This is a genomic window from Paraglaciecola mesophila, assembly GCF_009906955.1.
In the GTDB taxonomy this organism is placed as follows: domain Bacteria; phylum Pseudomonadota; class Gammaproteobacteria; order Enterobacterales; family Alteromonadaceae; genus Paraglaciecola; species Paraglaciecola mesophila_A.
In genome coordinates this window covers 4,496,718-4,518,401 of record NZ_CP047656.1, presented here as the reverse complement: position 1 = coordinate 4,518,401, position 21,684 = coordinate 4,496,718, and the positions used below count along the sequence as shown (strand labels likewise).

Below are 21,684 nucleotides of genomic sequence, written 5' to 3'. Positions count from 1 at the left end.
CCCCTACGATTAAAGGGGCGTGATAGCTCTCTAAGGCTTATGCCAAACCAACATGAAATTATTGGCCGGCATTGGATGTTGCTCCACAAGTTCGAGTGTACCTGCCCACAGCGTTAGCTCTGCAATATCTCGTATGCCGCCACAGCCTTCATTCAACAAATGTTGATTAAAATCGTGGTTACTTTGACTGGTAAACTCCCCATCGATAGTGAAAGGCCCATACTGACAAAACACACCACCTGAGGGTAACGTTTGTGCCACAACCTGCATCATTTCTCGCGCTTCGCAGGGCTGCATGATATGCGTCGTGTTTGCGGTATAAACACAATCTACACCGGTTACAGGCCAGTCATCAGTGCCAATTTTGAACGCCAATGGCTGACGTAAATTTGATGCGGGTGAATCAGCAAGCCATGCCTTAATACTTGGGTGATTCAATGTTAAATCACTGGTTTGCCATATTAAATGCGTTAACTCTGGTGCAAAATACACCGCATGCTGCCCTGTACCAGAACCAATTTCGAGCAAATGCTTTCGTCCGACTAATGCCTCTTTAAGCACGGATAAAATTGGTACACGGTTGTTTTCGCATGAAGGGCTAAAACGTTTTTCACTCATGACTGACCTTCAACTTTTACTCGTTTGGTTAACTGGAATGCACTAATTTTCGGCTTAAGCACAGCTAGCACATTTTCTCTAGGCATTTAAATTTGGCCCTAACCATTTTTCAGCTTCTAGCTCAGACCAATTTTTACGTGTCGCGTAATCAAGTAATTGATCCCTTTGGATTTGAGCAACTGCGAAGTAACGCGCATCAGGATGAGAGAAATACCAACCTGAAACGGCCGCTCCGGGCCACATTGCGTAACTTTCCGTCAGTTTCATTCCGGTATGCTTTTCAGCCTCAAGCAAATCCCAAATAGCCTGCTTTTCTGTATGTTCAGGGCATGCAGCATAACCTGGAGCAGGACGAATACCTTGATACTTTTCGCGAATAAGCTCTTCGTTACTCAAAGACTCATCTGCCGCGAAGCCCCAAATTTCTTTACGCACTTTTTCATGTAAATACTCGGCAAACGCTTCGGCTAGGCGATCTGCCAAGGCTTTAACCATAATACCATTGTAATCATCGCCATTATCGATGTAACTCTGAGCTAATTCATCCTCGCCTATCCCAGCGGTAACAGCAAAAGCGCCAATATAATCAGCTTTATGTGACGCCTTAGGTGCGACAAAGTCACTTAAACAATTGTTAAACCCTTTAGCCTTTTCTGTTTGCTGACGCAGGTGATGACAAACCTCTTGTACTTCTTGGCGCTGTTGATTGGCATAAACTTCAATATCATCACCGACGCTATTGGCTGGGAATATTCCCATCACGCCTTTGGCTTGTAGTTTTTTACTGGTACATAAATCATCTAGCATAGCGGTCGCATCATCAAAGAGTGATTGAGCCTCTTTGCCCACCACTTCATCTTGTAAAATTCGTGGATACTTCCCCGCCAATGACCATGTTAAGAAGAAAGGCGTCCAGTCTATATATTCGCGCAGCTCAGCCAAATCAACGGATACTGTTTGAACACCGAGTTGCTTAGGTACAGGAGGAGTATACTGGCTCCAGTCAAAATCAAAGCCGTTAGCACGCGCTTGCTCAAGCGTAACTGGGCGACTACGCGGTTTTTTACGCGCGTGCTGCTCTCGCACCACTTTATATTCTTTCGATAACTGCTCGGCGTAAGCTGGACGATGTTCTTTTGAAATTAACTTCTGACAAACCCCTACCGCCCGGCTAGCGTTAGGCACATACACCACAGGTTGGTCATAATTCTGTTCAATTTTGACCGCGGTGTGCGCTTTAGATGTCGTTGCACCGCCTATTAATAATGGTAAATCCAGACCTAGGCGTTGCATTTCTTTGGCGACATAAACCATTTCATCTAAAGATGGGGTAATCAAACCGGACAACCCGATCATATCGACGTTTTCATCTTTGGCGACTTGTAAAATTTTAGCGCAGGGCACCATCACCCCTAAATCAATAATATCGAAGTTATTGCATTGCAGTACTACGCCCACAATATTTTTACCAATATCGTGTACATCCCCTTTCACTGTCGCTAACAGAATTTTACCGTTTGAGCTGCCGACTTCTTTTGTCGCTTCAATAAAAGGGTTTAAGTAAGCCACCGCTTTTTTCATTACCCGTGCAGATTTAACCACCTGGGGCAAAAACATTTTGCCTTCGCCAAATAAATCGCCCACTACGTTCATGCCGTCCATTAACGGCCCTTCGATAACGTGTAACGGTTTATCCGCTTCTTGACGAGCTTGTTCGGTATCTTCATCGATATAATCAGTGATACCGCGCACAAGTGCATGTTCTAAGCGTTTATTTACCGGTAATTCTCGCCACTCTAAGTTTTCTTTTACTTGGGCCTTACCGTCACCTTGGTATTTAGGGGCAAGTTCTAATAGGCGATCGGTGGCATCTGGGTGACGATTAAGGATCACATCTTCAACCGCTTCCTTTAGCTCGCTTGGGATTTGGTCGTACACCTCTAATTGCCCAGCGTTCACAATGCCCATGTCCATGCCCGCTTTTATCGCATGAAACAAAAATACAGAATGCATGGCTTCCCGTACTGGGTTATTACCACGGAATGAGAACGACACATTCGATAAGCCACCGGAAATGTGTGCATGGGGCAGGTTTTGCCTAATACGGCGCGTAGCATTGATGAAGTCCACGGCATAGTTATTGTGCTCTTCAATGCCTGTTGCCACCGCAAAAATATTTGGATCAAAAATAATGTCTTCAGGTGGAAAACCAATTTTTTCGGTTAATAATTGATAGCTACGCTGACAAATTTCAAATTTACGATCTTCTGTGTCTGCCTGCCCTACTTCGTCAAATGCCATGACCACTGTTGCCGCACCATACCGTTTAAGGAGCTTGGCTTGATGCAAGAAGTTTTCTTCACCTTCTTTTAAGCTAATAGAGTTGACGACGGCTTTACCTTGAACGCACTTTAAGCCTGCTTCAATAACTGACCATTTTGACGAATCAATCATGATGGGCACCCGAGAAATATCGGGCTCAGAAGCAATCAAATTTAAGAAACGGGTCATAGCCGCTTCGGAGTCCAACATGGCTTCATCCATATTGATGTCAATAATTTGTGCGCCATTTTCTACTTGCTGGCGAGCAACATCGAGTGCTTTTTCAAAATCACCTTCTAGGATCAGGCGTTTGAACATGGCTGAGCCGGTAACGTTAGTACGCTCGCCAACATTAATAAAAGATGCACTTGCTTGGGTCATAGGTTACTCAGTTTACTTAATTTTAATCACTTTCTACGTTATTTAGCAGTACGGACTATCTGCTCAATAGCACTGCCTTGCGCCAATTTTTTGTTTTAATGTACAAACGGTTCTAGCCCTGACAGACGAAGCTTTATTTCATGTTGAGGAACCACGCGCGGGGCAATACCTTCAACCGCTTGGGCAATCGCAGCGATATGCTCTGGCGTTGAGCCGCAACATCCCCCAACGATATTCACAAGGCCCGCCTGCGCCCATTCACGAATATGCTCAGCCATCTCATCGCTTTCAAGATCATATTCGCCGAACTCATTCGGCAGTCCCGCGTTAGGGTGAGCAGACACTAAACATTCGGCAACAGTAGAGACTTCATCAACGTATTGGCGCAGTAAATCAGGCCCTAAAGCACAGTTTAAACCAAACGAAAACGGACTCGTATGGCGCATCGAATAATAAAACGCTTCAGCGGTTTGACCAGATAACGTGCGTCCTGATGCATCAGTAATGGTACCTGAAATCATGATCGGTAAGGTTTTGCCTAGCGATTCAAAAACCGTATCAACAGCGAACAAAGCGGCTTTCGCATTCAGGGTATCAAAGATGGTTTCGACCATAATTAAATCAACGCCCCCTTCAATTAAACCATGTGTCGCTTCTACGTAGGCTTCAACTAATTCATCAAAGGTCACATTACGTTCACCTGGGTCATTCACATTAGGTGAAATAGAGGCCGTTCGACTTGTTGGCCCCAGCACTCCAGCAACAAATCGTGGTTTTTCTGGGGTCTGAGCGGTGAATTTATCAGCGGCTTTACGGGCCAACTTTGCTGATTCAACGTTTATTTCTTTGGCCAATGATTGCATGTTGTAGTCAGCCATGGATATCGTTGTGGCATTAAAGGTGTTGGTTTCAATAATATCTGCACCAGCAGCAAAGTATGCACAATGAATATTATAAATGGCCTCTGGTTGGGTGAGAGTAAGCAAATCATTGTTGCCCTTGACATCACTGTGCCAGTCAGCAAAACGTTCACCACGGTAGTCATTTTCTTGGAAATCATGGGCTTGGATCATAGTGCCCATAGCGCCATCTAAAATAAGAATACGCGATTTCGCAGCGCCGATTAATGCTTGTTCTGAGGATACCCTTGACACATTTTTTCCTTTAAAACTGATATTAAATTGCTCTAACCTTTGTTCGACAAAGATGCCAAATCATAAGGCGTATTCTGATAAACGTAGTAGTTTAACCAATTGGTGAACAGCAAACTACCATGAGCGCGCCACGTCACCAAAGGTGACTTACTTGGATCATTATCCGGATAGTAGTTTTCTGGCATATTTGGCCCTAAGCCTGCTTTTACATCACGCTTATATTCCTGATCCAATGAGTCTGGATCGTATTCTGGGTGCCCAGTGACAAAGACTAATCGCTTGTCATCGGACGCTACTATATAAGCTCCGGTTTTTTCCGAACTTGCTATTACACTAAGCCCAGGTACTGACTCATAGTCAGCTACGCTTATTTCACCATAGCGAGAATGAGGCGCATAAAAAACGGGATCAAAGCCACGCATTAATTCATTGTGTTCATCTTGAACTTGGTGAGCAAATATACCACTGAGTTTTTCATCACGTAGACGGCGATTTTTACCATGAAAGTGATACAAAGCCGCATGCGCTGCCCAGCACGAAAATAACGTAGATTGCACATGGCGTTGGGCCCATTCAAGTACGACCTTCATTTTCTCCCAATATTTTACCTTGTCATAATCTAACAATGCCAAAGGCGCACCTGTGACAATCAAACCATCGTATTGCTTCTCTGCCACATCATCAAAATTATGATAAAAGGCTTTCATATGAGACTCTGGCGTATTTTTCGGCGCTTGATTATCAATGCGGATCAGGTCCACATTGATTTGCAATGGCGTATTCGATAACAAGCGCAAAAACTGCACTTCGGTTTCCATCTTGTTTGGCATTAAATTCAAGATACCTACTTCCAGCGGACGAATATCCTGCATAGCAGCACGATCGGTATCCATCACAAAAATATTTTCACTATTTAAAATGCTTTGTGCAGGTAATTCAGTAGGAATTCGAATGGGCATAGTGACTCCAAGATGTGTTGAGGTACGCTAAATTTGGAGCAAAACGTGTTGAATGTCAACTTCTTTACGTCTAGACGTCTAAACGTACACACCGCCTTAATTGGCTAATATAACCTTAGAGTATGGCTGGGCACCAATAAATATGACTAAGCTGATAATGATCAGTAGAAGTAGAGAGCGAATATGGATAAATCGAACCTGCCATGGGGTCAGGGTTATGAAGATATGTTTTAGGGATGGAACGTGATGAATGGGAGACAGATAAACAGTCCGATGCGTGTTTTACTATTCTAATAAAAAAGACCAGACCAGCATCGGCAATATGGACAGCGCGAAGGCCACTAATAAAGGCGCACGTATTATGATGATTGCTTGTGTAAGTTATAGATGAGCTCTGCTTCTGCTTTAGGCATATCACACTCGCGCATCAAGTCTTCAACCGAATAGCCACTTGCCACCAGTTTAGCCGCTTGTTGGTATAAACGGCTCTGAGGATCTTGGCTAGCCAGTTGCTCCTGTTGGCTCACTGTTTGTTTCACCGCGCTAACAAGCGCTTTAATTTTGTCGCCCATACCGATACTACCCACACGAACTTCTTGCAGTTCCTGTTGGTTAGCCAGCAATTGCTCTTCGAGAGTCGCTAGCTGTTTTTGTTGCTGCACGTTTTGCTCTGTTAATCGCGCAATTCGTTTGACTAAAACCGAGAATGCTCCGATAAACAGCAAAATAGCAATCACAAAGGCTAGGTAAATCAAATGACTTATTTCCACAATTGCGTCCAGATCAGTTAAGTGCAAAACAATGAATTAAATATTGGTTAACTCTTCCCACTCTTCATCGCTTAAAAGTTTATTCAAGTCCACTAGTATCAACAATTCACCGTCACGGTTACTCACGCCTTGAATAAACTTGGCGCTTTCTTCTGTACCGACATTGGGGGCACTGTCAATTTCAGATGAGCGCAAATATACCACTTCAGCAACGCTATCAACCAATATACCAACCACCTGTTCATCCGACTCAATAATCACGATACGAGTATTATCCGTCACATCCGAAGGCGCTAAACCGAAACGGGAGCGCGTGTCGATAACCGTAACGACATTTCCTCGCAGATTTATGATCCCTAGCACATACTCAGGAGCACCGGGAACAGGCGCTATCTCAGTGTGACGTAAAACCTCTTGCACCTGCATAACATTAATACCATAAGTTTCTTCGCCTAACTTATAGGTTACCCACTGCAAGACTTCGTCGTTACGGTCAGTAGAGGTGTTGTTCAATGCTTTATCATCACTCATTTTTGTCACTCCAGCATATAGTGCTAGTTGTCATTACTATTCATGCCTCGCTGTAAAAGCCTAATGAGTTGCTTTACATTTACCAAGGCACACATCTTTTTCTTTATCATACCGCTAAGCCAAACACGGTTTCCGTCAAACCTTCGCCATTTTACATCATCTGGTTGCAAAGTAATGGTGTCAATAATACGTTCACACGCCAAGCCCCAACCACTATCATCTAACATGATAAGATATTGATTTTTAGCTGAATCTGCCAGTTTTTCATTGCATTTATCCGGCATCACCCACATGGCGGTGTCCACGACATTCATCTTTTCATCACGGTGTAACATCACACCCTTAAACCAATTGGGTTTTCCAAAGATCGGAGTGACCTCTGTCAATTGATGAATACCGCCTAACTCGGTTAAAGGCAGCGCTAGAGATAGTCCCGCAACTTCAAAAATTAACGTCTGAAAAGGTTCGGTGTAAATACCAGTGTCTTGCGCTATATCGTTTTCGAGTTCTTTGGTTGTACTGGTTACTTCGCGTTGTGTGTCCTTTTCCTCTTCAACATCCGGTTCATCACTTAGCTCTGGGAGAACTAAAGGCTGGTCTACTGGCTCAACCGCCGCCTCTTTAACCCCAACGGCACTATCACTGTCGGCAATGATATTGCTCTGTTGCTTGGACAACTCTCTTTGTTTTGATTCAGTACTATGTATGATAGATGCTGAATCCAGTAGCTTACTGACCTGTTCTAACGGCTCACTAAGGGCAGCCTCTTCCGTCAGCAAAGACGACAGGTATTCTTCCATTACGTTTTTCTTATCGGAGGATTTCTTACTCATTTTGCAGCCTCTAATATACGTAAATGTCGTAACAAGCTGGTGTAAGCAACCACGCCCCTTGCCTTCGGTGCATGTACAGATGGCAAAGCATGATGCGAGCTAGCATCTCGAAATTTAGTATCAATGGGGATCAAGCCTTGCCACACACTATCACCGTGTGTTTCCCGTAAGGTATAATAAGCGCCAATGGCTGCTTTCACACGCTTATCAAACATAGTAGGCACTATGGTGTAGCGAAATGCTTTGCGCAAAGATTGTTGCATTATTTTTAAAGAATCGAGCATACGCTCCAAACCTTTGAGTGCTAAGAATTCCGTTTGAACAGGAATGATCACTCGCGTAGAAGCGGCCAGCGCATTAACCATAAGTACGCCTAAAACAGGTGGGCAATCGATAAGCGCGTACTCAAACTCATCTTCAATTAACGCCAGTGCCTTTTTGAGGGTTAATCCCATACCGCTTTGATTACCCAGTTGTCGATCTAAGGTCGCTAACGCCATGCTCGCAGGTAAAATAAAAAGTGAATCGAGTTTAGTTGGGCATAAACAATCTAGAACTGTGTCTTTATCCAAGGGGGTATCGTGCACGAAAATGTCATATAAACTGCGTGATAGCTCATCAGAGTCAATACCAAAATAATAGCTTAAGGACGCATGGGGATCGGTATCAATTAAGACTACCTTAGCACCACGTTGTGCTAGCAAACCACCTAAGGTGACAGTAGTGGTGGTTTTCCCAACGCCGCCTTTTTGGTTTGCAACTGTCCATACCTTCACGAAAACGCCCTTTTAGTTCTTACTATTCGATTTATCACTCCAACTCATAGAATGAAAACTAATTTTACGCCATCTCTTTTAGAATATGGCTTTCAAAGGAATCTATAGAAAATTCTTTTTCGGCAATGCCTGCGTTCATTACTGCTTGTGGCATTCCATACACAACTGAGCTCAGTTCATCTTGAGCCCAAATTTTTGCTCCATTTCTTTTCAATGTGCTTGCGCCGATCTTTCCATCAGTTCCCATGCCAGTTAAAATAACGCCTAGGACATCCCCCCTATATACATTAGCAATTGACTCAAAGGTAATATCAACACTGGGCTTGTATAATATATCGGCACTATCTGGCGCATCAAAAATTCTAAATGTTGCCCGATCGGCATCACCTTGAAGTGTCATTTGCCGCCCGCCTGGCGCCAAGTAAGCGACGCCAGCTTGTACTGCCTCACCATTTATCGCTTCTTTTACTGTGAGCTTCGATAACTGATTTAAACGCTCTGCAAAGGCTTTAGTGAACGAACCCGGCATATGTTGGACAATAAAAATCGGATGCGGAAAATGTTTAGGTATCCTGGTTAGTACTTTTTGTAGTGCGACAGGACCGCCAGTAGAGGTGCCTAAGGCTAAACAGCGATATTTTTTGCCCGATGGAATTTCGCTAGACGAAGAATGATATAATGGCGTCGACACAGCACCACCAACAATAGACCGTGTAGCTTGCTCACTACCTTTTCGATTAAGCGCGTTCCGACTAACAGGTTTACTAAATAAAATCGCTTTAGGAGCAGCCACTCGTGGAGCTGCCGGCCTAAAGCCGTGGTGTTTGCGGCACAGGCTTTTCACCCTTGACTGTAAAAGTGCGACCGCGTCTGCACGGTTGGCCGCAATATCTTCAAATTTCTTTGGTAAAAAGTCCATCGCCCCTGCATCTAACGCGTCTAATGTGGCTTTCGCGCCTTCAAGGGTCAAAGAAGAAAACATAATGATCGGAACAGGTTTTCGCGCCATGATTTTTTTGACCGCGGTTATTCCGTCCATCACAGGCATTTCTACGTCCATTGTCACCACATCTGGGTTTAAGGAGGCGACCATATCAATCGCTTCTTGGCCGTTTCGTGCCTCACCTATCACCTCTAAACTAGGGTCTAGTTCTAAAATTTCTTTTACACGGCGTCTAAAAAAAATCGAATCATCAACTACTAATATCTTGTATGCCATGTGTGTATTATTAAAACCTCGAGATTAACGCACTTGTCGAATGGCATCGGCTTTTTTCTTCGCGTAATGCTTTAATAGTCCTGGAACATCTAAAATCAATGCGATCCCGCCGTCACTGGTGATGGTAGCACCCGCCATACCGGGGGTACCTTGAAGTAGTTCGTCTAGTGGTTTAATCACGACTTCTTCTTGACCAATCAGTGCGTCAACAACAAAACCAAGCTGCTGAGTACCAATTTGAACCACAACAACATGTCCTTTGGAGCGATCTAATGGGATAGGTTTTGCGCTTTTACGCACCAACCATTCTCGCAAATAGAATAATGGAATGGCTTTGGAACGGACAATTTTTGTCAACTGGCCATCGACCATGTTGGTTTTGCTCATATCCATATTAATAATTTCGTTTACTGAGCCTAAAGGCAAAGCAAATGTCTGATCCCCTACCACTATCATTAAGGTGGGCAATATCGCTAAGGTAAGCGGTACTTTGATTTCTAGCGTCGTGCCTTTTCCTAAAACGGAATCAATATTAACGGTACCGTTTAGTTGGTTAATCTTTGTTTTTACGACGTCCATGCCAACACCACGGCCTGAGACTTCCGAAATCTCCGTTTTAGTTGAAAAGCCAGGTGCAAAAATCAGATTAAAGGCTTCTTCGTCAGTCATTCTTGCAGCCGCATCGGCGTCTAGCACACCTCTAGAAATAGCGATCTCTTTGAGCTTGTCAGGATCCATCCCCTTGCCATCATCGACAATGCTCAACAATATATGATCTCCTTCTTGGGACGCAGACAATTTTACTGTACCTAGTGACGGTTTGCCGGCAGCGATCCGATCGGCTGGCATTTCAATACCATGATCGACTGAGTTACGCACCAAGTGAACTAAGGGATCTGCTAGTGCTTCCACTAGGTTCTTATCTAAATCGGTGTCTTCACCTTCAAGCTCTAAGGTAATTTCTTTTTTCAACGTGCGAGCTAAGTCGCGGACCACTCGTGGAAAGCGCCCAAAGACCTTTTTAATTGGCTGCATGCGCGTTTTCATCACCGCACCTTGCAAATCTCCGGTCACTACGTCTAAGTTCGCAATCGCTTTAGACATACTTTCATCGTTCACGGATAAACCTAAACTCAATAACCTATTACGAACTAGTACTAACTCCCCCACCATATTCATTATCTGATCTAAACGTTTAGTATCAACTCGTACAGTCGTTTCTGCTTGCTGAGGGGCAGGACGCTTTTCTTCCCGTTTAGCGGCAGGCGTTGTCACTTGCGATTCCGGCTTTTTCGGAGCTGCGCTGGCCTGTGTAGGGGCGATGCTAGGTGCTGGCTGTTTACTTTGATTAGTCGCGGTATGTTGATTTTTAGGCTGAGATGCCGAGCTTTCAACTGAAGCCGACTCCGCTGGCGCGGCTGGGGCTACGCTAGATGTTAAATTTTTATCTTTTTTACCAGCTGGACCTTGGCCTTTGCCATGCAATTGGTCAAGCAGAGCTTCAAATTCGTCATCGCTAATATCTTCTTCATCGGAAGTAGGATTCACCTCTGGAGTCTTAGGGGACTCAGCAGGTATGACTTGTGCGCCACCAAATTGCCCTTCGCCATGAAGTTGGTCAAGCAATGCTTCAAATTCGTCATCACTGATATCATCGTCATTCGATGTATCCGAGCGACTAGGAGTCTCTGTAGCAATGGGTTGCGTTGCGCCGCCAACAGGGTTCCCTTTGCCATGAAGTTCATCAAGTAAGGCTTCAAACTCTGACTCGTCAAAATCATCTGATTCTGTTTTGACTGATGTTGAGGGCTCATGAGTCGTTTCTTTTTGCTCGTCAACCACAGGAGGAGCGTCGAACGGCGCCTCTACTACTTCATCTGCGGTTTCTGGTTTACTCAAGCGATGAAGCGTATCGAGAAGGGTTTGCTGTGCAGCAACAAGGGGCTTATTCGCCTTGACGTCTTCAAACATAGCAACCACTTCGTCGGTTGCTTGCAGAATAATATCCATTAATGCGGGTGTTAACGTGCGCTGGCCATTACGCATGACATCAAATACATTTTCGGCGCCGTGACAAATATCCACCAGTTCGGTTAATGAAAGGAAACCAGCCCCGCCCTTGACCGTATGATAGCCACGAAAAATTGCATTCAGTAGATCTGAATCTTGTGGATTATTTTCTAATTCGACGAGTTGTTCTTGCAGCTGCTCTAAAATTTCACCCGCTTCAACTAAAAAATCTTGAAGAATTTCCTCGTCAACATCAAACCCCATATCCTAACGCCTCTAAAATCCTAAACTTGAGAGTAAGTCATCAACATCATCTTGGTCCGATGCGACGTCATCGCGGTTAGCAGCATCAAGTATTGGGCCTTCCGCTTTTACATTATCGGCTTGTTTATCAGATATATGAGGATTTTCCGCAGATTCTATTCCACCAAACATCGTTAGCATATGCACTAAGCTGTCTTCCACTTCTTTAACAAGCTCAATAACGCGGCGGATAATTTGCCCAGTGATATCTTGATACCCTTGAGCAAGCAACATTTCAGTTAAAAACTCATTGAGTTTCGCAGATTCAACTTTGCCATCTTCTAAAAAGCTATCGAGACGTCTGCACAAGGTATTAAACTCGCCCAATTCCAATTGACGGCTAAAGAGTTTTTTCCATTCAGGAAGAATAGTGTTAATTTCAGAACTCAGTCTTTCTGCAATAGGCATGCAATCATCGACCAAATCCATTGTGCGATTGGCGGCTTGTTCAGTCGTTTCAATAACGTACGTCAACCGAGTTTTCGCGTCAGGGATCTCTTCATTAGCAAGATTGGCTATACGTTCATCAAGCTGGAAGTTGTTTAAAGAGTCGTGCAACTGACGGGTTAATTTGCCTACTTCTTCAAACAGTTCAACTGAATTAATGTCGTTAGTACTATCGAGAAGTTGCTGAGCACCTTGATTATCACCGCTTTCGAGCAAAGCAACCAGTTGCTTGGCATCTTCTATCGACATGGGGGCTGCGTGAAAGGTCATAAGGTCTTCCTTATTGTTGAAAAAGCCTGATTAACCTAAACGTTCAAAGATTTTCGCCAACTTCTCTTTAAGGGTTGCCGCTGTAAAAGGTTTGATCACGTAACCGTTCACACCTGCTTGCGCAGCTGCCACTATTTGCTCTTTTTTCGCTTCAGCAGTAACCATTAACACTGGGGTATGTTTTAGGTTTTCGTCGGCACGAATCGCTCGCAATAAATCAATGCCTTGCATGCCGGGCATATTCCAATCGGTTACCACAAAATCGAAGTCACCTTGTTGCAACATAGGCAGTGCTGTACTTCCGTCATCGGCTTCTTGAATGTTGGTAAAGCCTAAATCCTTCAATAGGTTTTTGATGATTCGACGCATGGTCGAGAAATCATCAACAACCAAAATTTTCATATTTTTATCCAAAATAATCTCCGCTCAGGGCAAAATCACAATATTTGTATGTTATTGGTTTATTCTTCAATACGCCAAGTTTGCATTTTACTTTTTAGTTTTAGCATCGCTTGACTGTGTATTTGGCTAACACGTGACTCACTTACATCTAACACTTCACCGATTTCGCGTAAATTTAATTCTTCGTCATAATACAATGACAACACAATAGCTTCACGCTCGGGCAAGGTGGTAATGGCATGGGCCAACGCCTTTTGAAAGGACCCTTGAAGTAAATCTTCAAAGGGGGTATCTGAGCCTTTGGTCTGTTCTGTGGTGACAACATCCTCCGTCACCCCTAAATCCTCCATACCAATAATTTTGCCCGCGTTTACTTCGCTAAGCATTTGATGGTATTGCTCGATACTCACCTCTAGTTTCTTAGCAATATCGACGTCTCTGGCATCTCGGCCAGTCTCACGCTCTACTTTATTTATAGCATCGGTTATTGCCCGGCCATTTTTGTGCACAGAACGCGGTGTCCAATCGCCTTTTCGAATTTCATCCAGCATAGAGCCACGAATTCGAATACCTGCGAACGTCTCAAAACTCGCGCCTTTTGAACCATCGAAATTACGTGAAGCCTCAAGCAGACCGATCATACCTGCTTGAATTAAATCGTCTACCAGCACACTGGCTGGCAAACGCGCAATTAAATGATGGGCAATGCGTTTAACTAATGGCGCATGACGCTCCACTAACGCATTTCTGTCATCTAACTGCTGATATGCAGCGGCTTTACTGTTCACCGAACATCGCCCACAGCTTTTTTAACAATAAGCTGTTCAAGGAAAAACTCTAAGTGCCCCCCTGGCTGCGAAGGTACTGGCCAGCCGGACGCTTGCTGAGCTAATTTTTTAATTGCCACAGCAGCAGGGGAATTCGGGTACGCTTCTACAATGGCTTTTTGCTTACGCACCGATTTACGTATATTTTCATCAAACGGTACCGTTGCCACTAGCTCTAAAGCGACATCCAGAAAACGATTTGTAACCTTGGTCAATTTATTAAATAACTCTTGGCCTTCTCGCATGTTGCGCACCATGTTAGCGACAATTTTAAAGCGAAAAACACCGTGCTCTTTATTTAGAATTTTGATCAATGCGTAAGCATCGGTAAGTGAAGTGGGTTCATCACACACCACGACCAATATGTCTTGGGACGCTCGCGAGAAACTTAACACCATGTCAGAAATCCCCGCAGCAGTATCCACAATCAGTACATCGATTTGCGAACGTAGTTCGCTGAATGCGCGGATCAAACCTGCATGTTCTGTCGGCGTGAGTTCTGTCATGGATTGGCTACCAGATGTTGCTGGCGCGATCTTAATTCCACAAGGGCCTTCCACGAGCACTTCATCTAGGGTGCATTCACCAGAAAGCACATGGGAAAGGTTTTTAACCACACGCAAACCAAGTAACACATCAACGTTAGCTAACCCCAAGTCCGCATCCAATACCATGACTCTCTTACCCTGTTGGGCCATAGAGATTGCGGTATTTAATGTGACGTTGGTTTTACCCACGCCGCCCTTGCCACCGGTTACGGCGATAACTTTAATTAATCGCGATTGATTCATTCTTCTTAAGCTACTTGCTTGATCCTCAATCATACTGCCACTGCTGTGTTATTTAGTGAATTATCACTAGTATGAATTAATACATGCTTTTTATAAAGCTTGGCGGCGCTGGTTATTAAAAATTTTGCATCTGCCACTTTTAAGTCTTCCGGAACCTTTTGGCCATCGGTTATAAAACTCACGGGCAATTTGTGCTCGATGGCCGCACTAATTGCTTCTCCAAGACTGTAGCATTCATCTATTTTGGTGAAAATACAACCCTGTAAAGAAATCTGTTTGTACGCAGCAATAGTTTGCTGCATGACTTGATATTGGCTATTGGCTTGCATCACCAAATAACTGTTGATATTTGCTGTCGTACTTTGCTTTAGTGTTTCTAACTGTTTGATCAGTCTAACATCTCTTTGCCCAAATCCGGCAGTATCAATTAGAATAAGACGTTTATTTCTAAACTGAAATAACAGATCGGACAATTCTTCAGCGTTTTGTGCTTTTTTGACCGAACAACCAATTATCCGCGCATATGTGGATATTTGCTCATAGGCGGCAATTCGATAGCTATCTAGGGTGATCAAACCGACATTTTCCGCCCCGTATTTTTGCGCGGCTTGCGCTGCGAGCTTTGCCACGGTCGTCGTTTTACCTGTGCCCGTTGGACCCATTAATACCGCAACTCCCCCTTTCGCCAGCAAGTTATTTTCTTCTGTTTGAATACGATTAGCTAACAACTTAAGTAGAAACAACCACGCTTGGCGCTCATCAGTGTCCGCTGGCGTATAAGACACCACTTCATTGGCGAGCGCTTGGCTAATCCCCATACCTTGAAGTTTGCTGGTCAAGTATCCGTGTAATGGGTGACTACGCCCTTTATCTTGCTGGATTAAACCTGCTACTTGAAATTGCAGCACATTACGCAGTGAAGCCAGCTCTTGACGCATCTCATTCAGTGCATCCTGCTGGGGCTCATTAGCCGTGCGTGCTTGCGTTGGGCGTGTTTCGCTTTGCGTCGCTGTTCGCTGAGGGGCAATTGCGCTAGCTTGTACGTTGGAGTTGGCCTGTACAGCTGACTCTTTCGCCTGAATCTGCTTTTCGAGCAATGCTCTTAGGCTATCAGGCCCACTATCACCAATGATTTCGCTAAGCGTAGGGGTAGCTTCCACTCGGCGTTTTGACTCAGGTGTTGTTGGAGCTTGTTGACGCTTAGGCGCATGCACTGGCTCTTTATCATAAGCTGCGACAATTTCTACGCCGTCACTCAGTTTCTTATTAGACATAATAACCGCGTCATCGCCTAACTCATCTTTGACCTGTTTCAATGCTTCTCGCATATCTTTGCCATAAAAGCGTCTAATTTTCACAATTTACCCCTTGCTACTTGCATCTGGTGACGAACTATTGACCCACCGAACTGACTATTTTGATTTGTTTGTCATCTGGAATTTCTTGATATGACAACACATGCAAACCTTGTACTGCGTGCTTCAAGAACCTAGATAGCACTGGGCGTAACATGCCTGAGGTCAGTAATACCGCAGGCTCACCCGCCAATTCTTGTTGTTGAGATGCGTCATTTAGCGACTTCTGTAAACGTTCCGCCAAACCTGGCTCTATGCCTGCGCCATCTCCACCACCGGCTTGTAGAGACTGGTGCAACATCTGTTCCAACTCTGGCGCCAAAGTTATGACTGGTAATTCGACTTGGCCACCGTTGATTTCTTGAATGATTAAGCGCTTCAGTGCAATACGCAAAGCGGATACCAACACGTCTGGATCTTGACTCTTCGGCCCATACTCACACAGAGTTTGCACGATAGTGCGCAAATCGCGGATAGGCACTCCCTCGTACAATAAGGTCTGCAAGACCTTCACCACAGTGCTAAGTGATAGAATATCCGGTACCAAACCTTCTACCAGTTTAGGGCTTTGCTTGGCAAGCATGTCGAGCAGCTGTTGAACTTCTTCGTGACCGAGTAATTGGTAGGCATTGTTGGTAAGCAACTGACTTAAATGCGTTGCAACCACAGTAGCACTGTCAACCACGGTGTAACCCAATGTCTGAGCGTGTTCGCGCTGGTTGGAGCGGATCCACACGGCATCCAAGCCAAAGGCTGGGTCTTTTGTCACTGTGCCGTCTAGTTTGCCAAACACTTGGCCTGGGTTAATCGCCAGTTCATCGTCGTGGCTAATTTCAGCTTCACCGACCGATACACCTAACATAGATATCGTATAATTATTTGGGCTCAAGTCTAAGTTATCGCGAATATGTACAGGCGGAATAAGAAAGCCCAATTCTTGAGATAACTTTTTACGCACGCCTTTAATACGCGTCAATAATTCGCCGCCTTGGGACTTATCAACCAAGGGAATTAATCTATACCCTACTTCTAATCCGATGGTATCGACATGTTGCACGTCGTCCCAACCAAGTTCTTTTATTTCAGCAGGTTTCGCGTTACCACGATCTGGGGTAGGCGCTAACACTTCAGGCTGCTCTGCCATTTTCTTTTCGTTCCAATATTGGAAATATGCATAACCACCAATTAACGCACTGAACCCTAAGAACGCCACATGTGGCATGCCTGGGACAATGCCCATGACAAACAAAATACCGCTAGTAATGTATAGCGCTTGACGGTTACCGAGTTGACGAGTGAGCTCTTGCCCCATCTCTTGAGAGTCGTTTTCACGAGTCACAATAATCGCCGTTGCAACGGATAATAATAACGAAGGAATTTGTGCGACTAATCCATCACCTATGGTCAGCAAGGTGTAGATTTCGACAGCTTGGCCAAAGGCCAAATCATGCTGAAAAATGCCAATGAACAAGCCACCTACTATGTTAATCAACATAATAAACAAGCCTGCAACCGCATCGCCTTTTACAAACTTAGATGCACCGTCCATTGAGCCATAAAAATCTGCCTCACTGGTCACTTCAAAACGGCGTTTACGCGCTTCATCTTGATCGATAAACCCAGCGTTCAGATCGGCATCAATTGCCATCTGTTTACCAGGCATAGCGTCTAGGGTGAATCGTGCACTTACTTCAGAAATACGCCCAGCGCCTGCAGTCACCACTTTAAAATTGATAATCAAAAGAATGGCGAACACCACAATACCCACAGCATAATTACCGCCGATAACGACCTCACCAAATGCTTGAATCACCTTACCTGCTGCATCGCCACCTTCATGCCCTTCAAGCAATACAATTCGTGTTGACGCAACATTCAGCGCTAGACGAAGTACGGTTGCTATCAGCAATATAAGAGGGAAAATGCCAAAATCGACTGGTTTTTTAGTGAAAACCGAAACCAAGATGATGACGAGGGACAACGCGATATTGAAACTAAACAGCACATCTAGAAGAAACGCAGGCATGGGTAAAATGACCATGCCCATGATAGCTAACAAGACAAGCGGAGCACCAAGGCCAGACAAGGCTGACTGGAATTGATTTTTATCGAAACGATTTAGGTAAGCAGTAAGTTGCATAACGCGTATTTTTGACACCTGGCGGACGTTTTACCTAGTAAAGCAACTACCGCGCCAAATTAGATTACCCACCTAACAATAGGCTTTAATCTTTAGTCTAGCCCTAAGCGTTAAAGGTCAGTTAACGCCTTAGCTCATAAGGGATTGGCAGGTTAGTCGGTACTGATTTCGGACGCTTGCCTTTGCCATTTTTATAGGCCTTTAATTGGAAGACATAAGCCAAAATTTGCGCCACAGCCATAAACAATTGAGTGGGGATCTCTGACTCTACCTCAGTAGAGTAGTAAATTGCCCTAGCCAACATAGGAGAAGCAACAATCGGAACCTCATGTGCGTCAGCGATTTTACGAATATGCATGGCCATTTCGTCCACCCCTTTAGCCACCAGCACAGGGGCTCGCGTGCCTTGCTGATCGTATTTTAAGGCAATGGAGTAGTGCGTTGGGTTAGTCACAACCACATCTGCTGTTGGCACTTCTTGCATCATACGATTTGCCGCGGCTTGAAATTGTAGACGACGGATGCGATTCTTAACTTGCGGGTCACCTTCAGCATTTTTGTTTTCGTCTTTCACTTCCTGTTTAGACATTTTCATTTCTTTGTTGTGCTTATAGCTTTGATACGGCACGTCAAACGCCGCGATAGGAATAAGTGCACAACACAGCATTAAAAACGCCCAAGATATTAAGTCCATGGCATGAAATAAATTTTGTGGGTATAGCTCTAAATCTAAATGTAACGCTTCATCTTTGAATACCAACATAGCCACATAGGCCATACCCATGACGACGATCACCTTGGCAATGGCTTTAAGCAGTTCAACTAAACCATTCATGCCAAACATTCGCTTGAAGCCAGCAAGCGGATTTAACTTATTTGCTTTTGGGGCAGCCCCTTGCCACGTGAAATTATATCCACCAAGTGCAACATTGCCGTAAATCCCCGCGGCCGTAATGATCACCATATATAACATGACAGGCGTTGCGACGGTTTCAATTGCAGAGCCCCATGCTTGAAACATATGAGTAAAGTCGTAGGTTTCGTCACGAGATAAAGTGAATGTGCGCTGGGTGACCAAATAGATCGCTCTGGCAATTTGCCCGCCCATCATGATAAAAGCCGCCGCACTGAAGACTAGCACTAAGGCCGTTGAGAGCTCTTTAGATCGCGCGACTTGGCCCTTTTTTCTGGAGTCGGTGATCTTTTTGGATGTGGGGTCTTCTGTTTTTTCATTCGCGTCAGACATGACTAACCGCCTCCTTTAAGGGCTTGTTTTCGGGCTCCTTCAAGGCGTGTTATCAGGAGCATTTTGAGAAAAGCCTTCAAGGGCACACCCTAACGAGCTGACACATCATCTGTTGCGCCCTGTCCCACTGCACTTCAAAATGATAAGTAAAGTTGTCCATAGTGATCCAGATAATCACCAAGCCCATGATTTGAGCAATACTGAAACCCAAGCTAAAAATGTTTAACTGTGGAGCCGCCTTGGTCATAACACCAAACGCTAAGTTTACTATCAACAGAGATACAATAGGCGCGAGAGACAAGGTTACCGCTGAGATAAACATCCACCCTGCCCAATGGGCAATTTCTCTAAATTGTTCTGGCTGCAACCAAGCTTCACCCACGGGAAACGCAGTAAAGCTCATGACTATCATGCGGATCATTGCTAAGTGGCCATCTAACGCCCAAAAGAGCAAGGTCGCCAATATTAAGTAAAATTGACCAACTGCTGGCACGTTAATTCCGTTGACCGGATCTACAATTGACGCAAAGCCAAGACCTGTCTGCATAGCGACCACTTGCCCTGCTAACACAAAAGTGTTGAGCACCATAGTGGAAATGAACCCCAATGAGATGCCAATAATCAGCTGCTGGATCACTAATAGAAAAGTGCCCACTGAAAACACCTCATCAACCTGTACCGGTGGTATCACAGGTAGAATGATCAGGGTGATAAACAAAGTGAGTAACGCACGTACCGTAGTAGGAACGGTTTTCGCGCTCAGGCCAACCATAGTGGCTAACATGCCGGAAATACGCATAAACGGTAGTAACATATCACCCATAAATTGCGTAATGACGTCAGCAGAAAACTCCATGTTAACCAACGACTTCCGGGATTCGCTCCACCATAGTAAAGGTGAAATCCATCAATTGTTGCACTAACCAGTGTCCTCCCCAGCTCAAGGCCAGTAAAGTCACAATTAAACGGGGTAAGAAGCTCATTGTTTGCTCATTGATGGAGGTGGCCGCTTGGAATACCGCTACAATTAGCCCTACAAATAAACTCGGCAAAATAATGGCGGATACCAATAAAATCACCATGTTCAACGCTTCTTTTAGGATATCAACAAAGACCTCTGGCGCCATGACTAGGTTCCCATTCCGAAGCTGTTCGCTAGCGTACCAAAAATTAAGTTCCAGCCGTCTACTAGCACAAATAGCATTAATTTGAAAGGCAAGGAGACAATCATCGGCGATAGCATCATCATACCCATCGCCATCAGGATAGACGCCACAACCAAATCTAAAATAAGAAAAGGAATAAATAACATAAAGCCAATCTGAAACGCTGTTTTTAGTTCACTGGTAACAAACGCTGGGATCAGAATATTCATTGGGACATCAGCTGGCTCTTGAAATTGATCGTCGTAGCCACCGATTTCAACGAAAGTTTCTAAATCTTTTACGCGTGTCTGGGCAAGCATGAATCCACGTAAAGGCTCTTTGGCCAACTCGTAGGCTTGTATTGAGGTAATTTGCTCATTTAAATAAGGTTGAAGCGCCGTTTCGTTAATTTTTTCAAACACAGGAGCCATAATAAACATCGATAAAAACAAGCTTACACCAATAAGAATTTGGTTCGAAGGAGACTGCTGCAAACCGATCGCTTGACGCAGAATAGACAACACAATAATGATCCGTGTAAATGAGGTCATCATCATAATAAACGCCGGGAGCAAGCTAAGCGCTGTCATAATCGCCACGACTTGCAATGTCATGGTGTAATCTTGCGAGCCGTCTGCATTCTCGGTCATGGTCAATGCAGGGATGCCAGGATCAGCAAGCGCTAAATTAGGCGCGGCTAGCACCACTAACGCCACTAGCAACAACAGTACTTTATTCATCACGCTCTCCTGCTTTGTCCTTGCTGCCAGGATTGGCGTTTGACTGCAGCTTGCCAGCCATAAACAAGTTGAGTTTATCTTTGAAATTCTCGCCGCTTGGCGTTTTATCTTTTGCGATGGGCGTATCAAGCTTAGCGAGATGATTAATATTTTGGGCCGTTACCCCAATCAAATGCTGTTCATCACCCACTTCAATGACCAACACTCTCTCTTTGGTACCTGCAGCTAAAGAAGCCACAACTTTTAGTTGTCCCGTACTACCACCAGTGACGTTAAACCGTCGCATGATAAACGCCAGCATAAAAACCACGGCGATAACCAATAAAAGGGATAGAAAAATTGACACTATGGATGTGGTATCAGAGAGGGTTTTGGCCTCAGCAAGCGCTGAATTTGAGGCTAAAAACAGAGGGCTCAGAAGCAACCAAACCCTTGTTTTAAAAGG

21 protein-coding genes are annotated in these 21,684 nt (G+C 44.6%); all 21 read right to left on the bottom strand.

Annotation, left to right across the window (positions count from 1 at the left end):
* Positions 1–30: 30 nt before the first annotated feature.
* On the bottom strand, positions 31–618 hold the full coding sequence (locus tag FX988_RS19275) for a DUF938 domain-containing protein (protein ID WP_160181717.1): 588 nt from the start codon (positions 616–618) through the stop codon (positions 31–33).
* Positions 619–696: 78 nt separating this feature from the next.
* On the bottom strand, positions 697–3,321 hold the full coding sequence (metH, locus tag FX988_RS19270; RefSeq protein ID WP_160181716.1) for a methionine synthase: 2,625 nt from the start codon (positions 3,319–3,321) through the stop codon (positions 697–699).
* 95 nt (positions 3,322–3,416) lie between these two features.
* Positions 3,417–4,475, bottom strand: a complete 1,059-nt coding sequence (locus FX988_RS19265; RefSeq protein WP_160181715.1) for a homocysteine S-methyltransferase family protein — start codon at positions 4,473–4,475, stop codon at positions 3,417–3,419.
* Positions 4,476–4,507: 32 nt separating this feature from the next.
* Positions 4,508–5,434, bottom strand: a complete 927-nt coding sequence (metA, locus tag FX988_RS19260) for a homoserine O-acetyltransferase MetA (protein WP_160181714.1) — start codon at positions 5,432–5,434, stop codon at positions 4,508–4,510.
* Positions 5,435–5,793: 359 nt separating this feature from the next.
* Positions 5,794–6,204, bottom strand: a complete 411-nt coding sequence (locus FX988_RS19255; protein WP_160181713.1) for a DUF2802 domain-containing protein — start codon at positions 6,202–6,204, stop codon at positions 5,794–5,796.
* Positions 6,205–6,240: 36 nt separating this feature from the next.
* Positions 6,241–6,735, bottom strand: coding sequence for a chemotaxis protein CheW (locus FX988_RS19250; protein ID WP_160181712.1), 495 nt, complete (start codon positions 6,733–6,735; stop codon positions 6,241–6,243).
* 23 nt (positions 6,736–6,758) lie between these two features.
* Complete coding sequence (locus FX988_RS19245) at positions 6,759–7,568, bottom strand: chemotaxis protein CheW (protein ID WP_201751606.1); 810 nt, start codon at positions 7,566–7,568, stop codon at positions 6,759–6,761.
* The gene (locus FX988_RS19240; RefSeq protein ID WP_160181711.1) at positions 7,565–8,344 is read right to left on the bottom strand and encodes a ParA family protein; all 780 of its coding nucleotides are present in this window, start codon (positions 8,342–8,344) and stop codon (positions 7,565–7,567) included. Before FX988_RS19240 ends, FX988_RS19245 begins: the two co-directional genes overlap by 4 nt.
* Before the next feature lie 64 nt (positions 8,345–8,408).
* The gene (locus tag FX988_RS19235; RefSeq protein ID WP_160181710.1) at positions 8,409–9,563 is read right to left on the bottom strand and encodes a protein-glutamate methylesterase/protein-glutamine glutaminase; all 1,155 of its coding nucleotides are present in this window, start codon (positions 9,561–9,563) and stop codon (positions 8,409–8,411) included.
* 24 nt (positions 9,564–9,587) lie between these two features.
* Positions 9,588–11,837, bottom strand: a complete 2,250-nt coding sequence (locus tag FX988_RS19230; RefSeq protein WP_160181709.1) for a chemotaxis protein CheA — start codon at positions 11,835–11,837, stop codon at positions 9,588–9,590.
* A 12-nt stretch (positions 11,838–11,849) separates the two neighbouring features.
* Positions 11,850–12,593, bottom strand: a complete 744-nt coding sequence (locus FX988_RS19225; protein ID WP_160181708.1) for a protein phosphatase CheZ — start codon at positions 12,591–12,593, stop codon at positions 11,850–11,852.
* A gap of 30 nt (positions 12,594–12,623) precedes the next feature.
* Positions 12,624–13,007 (bottom strand): chemotaxis response regulator CheY, encoded by a 384-nt coding sequence (gene cheY, locus FX988_RS19220; protein WP_011575779.1) that lies wholly within the window; start codon positions 13,005–13,007, stop codon positions 12,624–12,626.
* Between the two features lie 47 nt (positions 13,008–13,054).
* On the bottom strand, positions 13,055–13,783 hold the full coding sequence (locus tag FX988_RS19215) for an RNA polymerase sigma factor FliA (protein WP_007989951.1): 729 nt from the start codon (positions 13,781–13,783) through the stop codon (positions 13,055–13,057).
* Complete coding sequence (locus tag FX988_RS19210; protein WP_013753233.1) at positions 13,780–14,646, bottom strand: MinD/ParA family protein; 867 nt, start codon at positions 14,644–14,646, stop codon at positions 13,780–13,782. Before FX988_RS19210 ends, FX988_RS19215 begins: the two co-directional genes overlap by 4 nt.
* Positions 14,643–15,971 carry a flagellar biosynthesis protein FlhF gene (gene flhF / locus FX988_RS19205; protein WP_160181707.1) on the bottom strand — a complete coding sequence of 443 codons (1,329 nt, stop codon included), beginning with the start codon at positions 15,969–15,971 and terminating at the stop codon, positions 14,643–14,645. Before flhF ends, FX988_RS19210 begins: the two co-directional genes overlap by 4 nt.
* Before the next feature lie 34 nt (positions 15,972–16,005).
* On the bottom strand, positions 16,006–18,108 hold the full coding sequence (gene flhA, locus FX988_RS19200; protein ID WP_160181706.1) for a flagellar biosynthesis protein FlhA: 2,103 nt from the start codon (positions 18,106–18,108) through the stop codon (positions 16,006–16,008).
* Positions 18,109–18,229: 121 nt separating this feature from the next.
* Complete coding sequence (gene flhB, locus FX988_RS19195) at positions 18,230–19,354, bottom strand: flagellar biosynthesis protein FlhB (protein ID WP_160181705.1); 1,125 nt, start codon at positions 19,352–19,354, stop codon at positions 18,230–18,232.
* Between the two features lie 76 nt (positions 19,355–19,430).
* Positions 19,431–20,210 (bottom strand): flagellar biosynthetic protein FliR, encoded by a 780-nt coding sequence (gene fliR / locus FX988_RS19190; protein WP_160181704.1) that lies wholly within the window; start codon positions 20,208–20,210, stop codon positions 19,431–19,433.
* 1 nt (position 20,211) lies between these two features.
* Positions 20,212–20,481 (bottom strand): flagellar biosynthesis protein FliQ, encoded by a 270-nt coding sequence (gene fliQ, locus FX988_RS19185; protein ID WP_006993711.1) that lies wholly within the window; start codon positions 20,479–20,481, stop codon positions 20,212–20,214.
* Positions 20,482–20,483: 2 nt separating this feature from the next.
* Positions 20,484–21,239 (bottom strand): flagellar type III secretion system pore protein FliP, encoded by a 756-nt coding sequence (fliP, locus tag FX988_RS19180; protein WP_160181703.1) that lies wholly within the window; start codon positions 21,237–21,239, stop codon positions 20,484–20,486.
* Complete coding sequence (fliO, locus tag FX988_RS19175; RefSeq protein ID WP_254700665.1) at positions 21,232–21,663, bottom strand: flagellar biosynthetic protein FliO; 432 nt, start codon at positions 21,661–21,663, stop codon at positions 21,232–21,234. The genes fliP and fliO overlap by 8 nt, the downstream gene beginning before the upstream one ends.
* Between the last annotated feature and the right edge of the window lie 21 nt (positions 21,664–21,684).

Excerpts from the sequence above, each read along its gene's own strand:
- FX988_RS19275 (WP_160181717.1), bottom strand. The coding sequence starts at position 618 with ATGAGTGAAAAACGTTTTAGCCCTTCATGCGAAAACAACCGTGTACCA.
- metH (WP_160181716.1), bottom strand. The coding sequence starts at position 3,321 with ATGACCCAAGCAAGTGCATCTTTTATTAATGTTGGCGAGCGTACTAAC.
- metA (WP_160181714.1), bottom strand. The coding sequence starts at position 5,434 with ATGCCCATTCGAATTCCTACTGAATTACCTGCACAAAGCATTTTAAAT.
- FX988_RS19250 (WP_160181712.1), bottom strand. The coding sequence starts at position 6,735 with ATGAGTGATGATAAAGCATTGAACAACACCTCTACTGACCGTAACGAC.
- FX988_RS19245 (WP_201751606.1), bottom strand. The coding sequence starts at position 7,568 with ATGAGTAAGAAATCCTCCGATAAGAAAAACGTAATGGAAGAATACCTG.
- FX988_RS19235 (WP_160181710.1), bottom strand. The coding sequence starts at position 9,563 with ATGGCATACAAGATATTAGTAGTTGATGATTCGATTTTTTTTAGACGC.
- FX988_RS19230 (WP_160181709.1), bottom strand. The coding sequence starts at position 11,837 with ATGGGGTTTGATGTTGACGAGGAAATTCTTCAAGATTTTTTAGTTGAA.
- FX988_RS19225 (WP_160181708.1), bottom strand. The coding sequence starts at position 12,593 with ATGACCTTTCACGCAGCCCCCATGTCGATAGAAGATGCCAAGCAACTG.
- FX988_RS19210 (WP_013753233.1), bottom strand. The coding sequence starts at position 14,646 with ATGATTGAGGATCAAGCAAGTAGCTTAAGAAGAATGAATCAATCGCGA.
- flhA (WP_160181706.1), bottom strand. The coding sequence starts at position 18,108 with ATGCAACTTACTGCTTACCTAAATCGTTTCGATAAAAATCAATTCCAG.
- flhB (WP_160181705.1), bottom strand. The coding sequence starts at position 19,354 with ATGTCTGACGCGAATGAAAAAACAGAAGACCCCACATCCAAAAAGATC.
- fliR (WP_160181704.1), bottom strand. The coding sequence starts at position 20,210 with ATGGAGTTTTCTGCTGACGTCATTACGCAATTTATGGGTGATATGTTA.
- fliQ (WP_006993711.1), bottom strand. The coding sequence starts at position 20,481 with ATGGCGCCAGAGGTCTTTGTTGATATCCTAAAAGAAGCGTTGAACATG.
- fliP (WP_160181703.1), bottom strand. The coding sequence starts at position 21,239 with ATGAATAAAGTACTGTTGTTGCTAGTGGCGTTAGTGGTGCTAGCCGCG.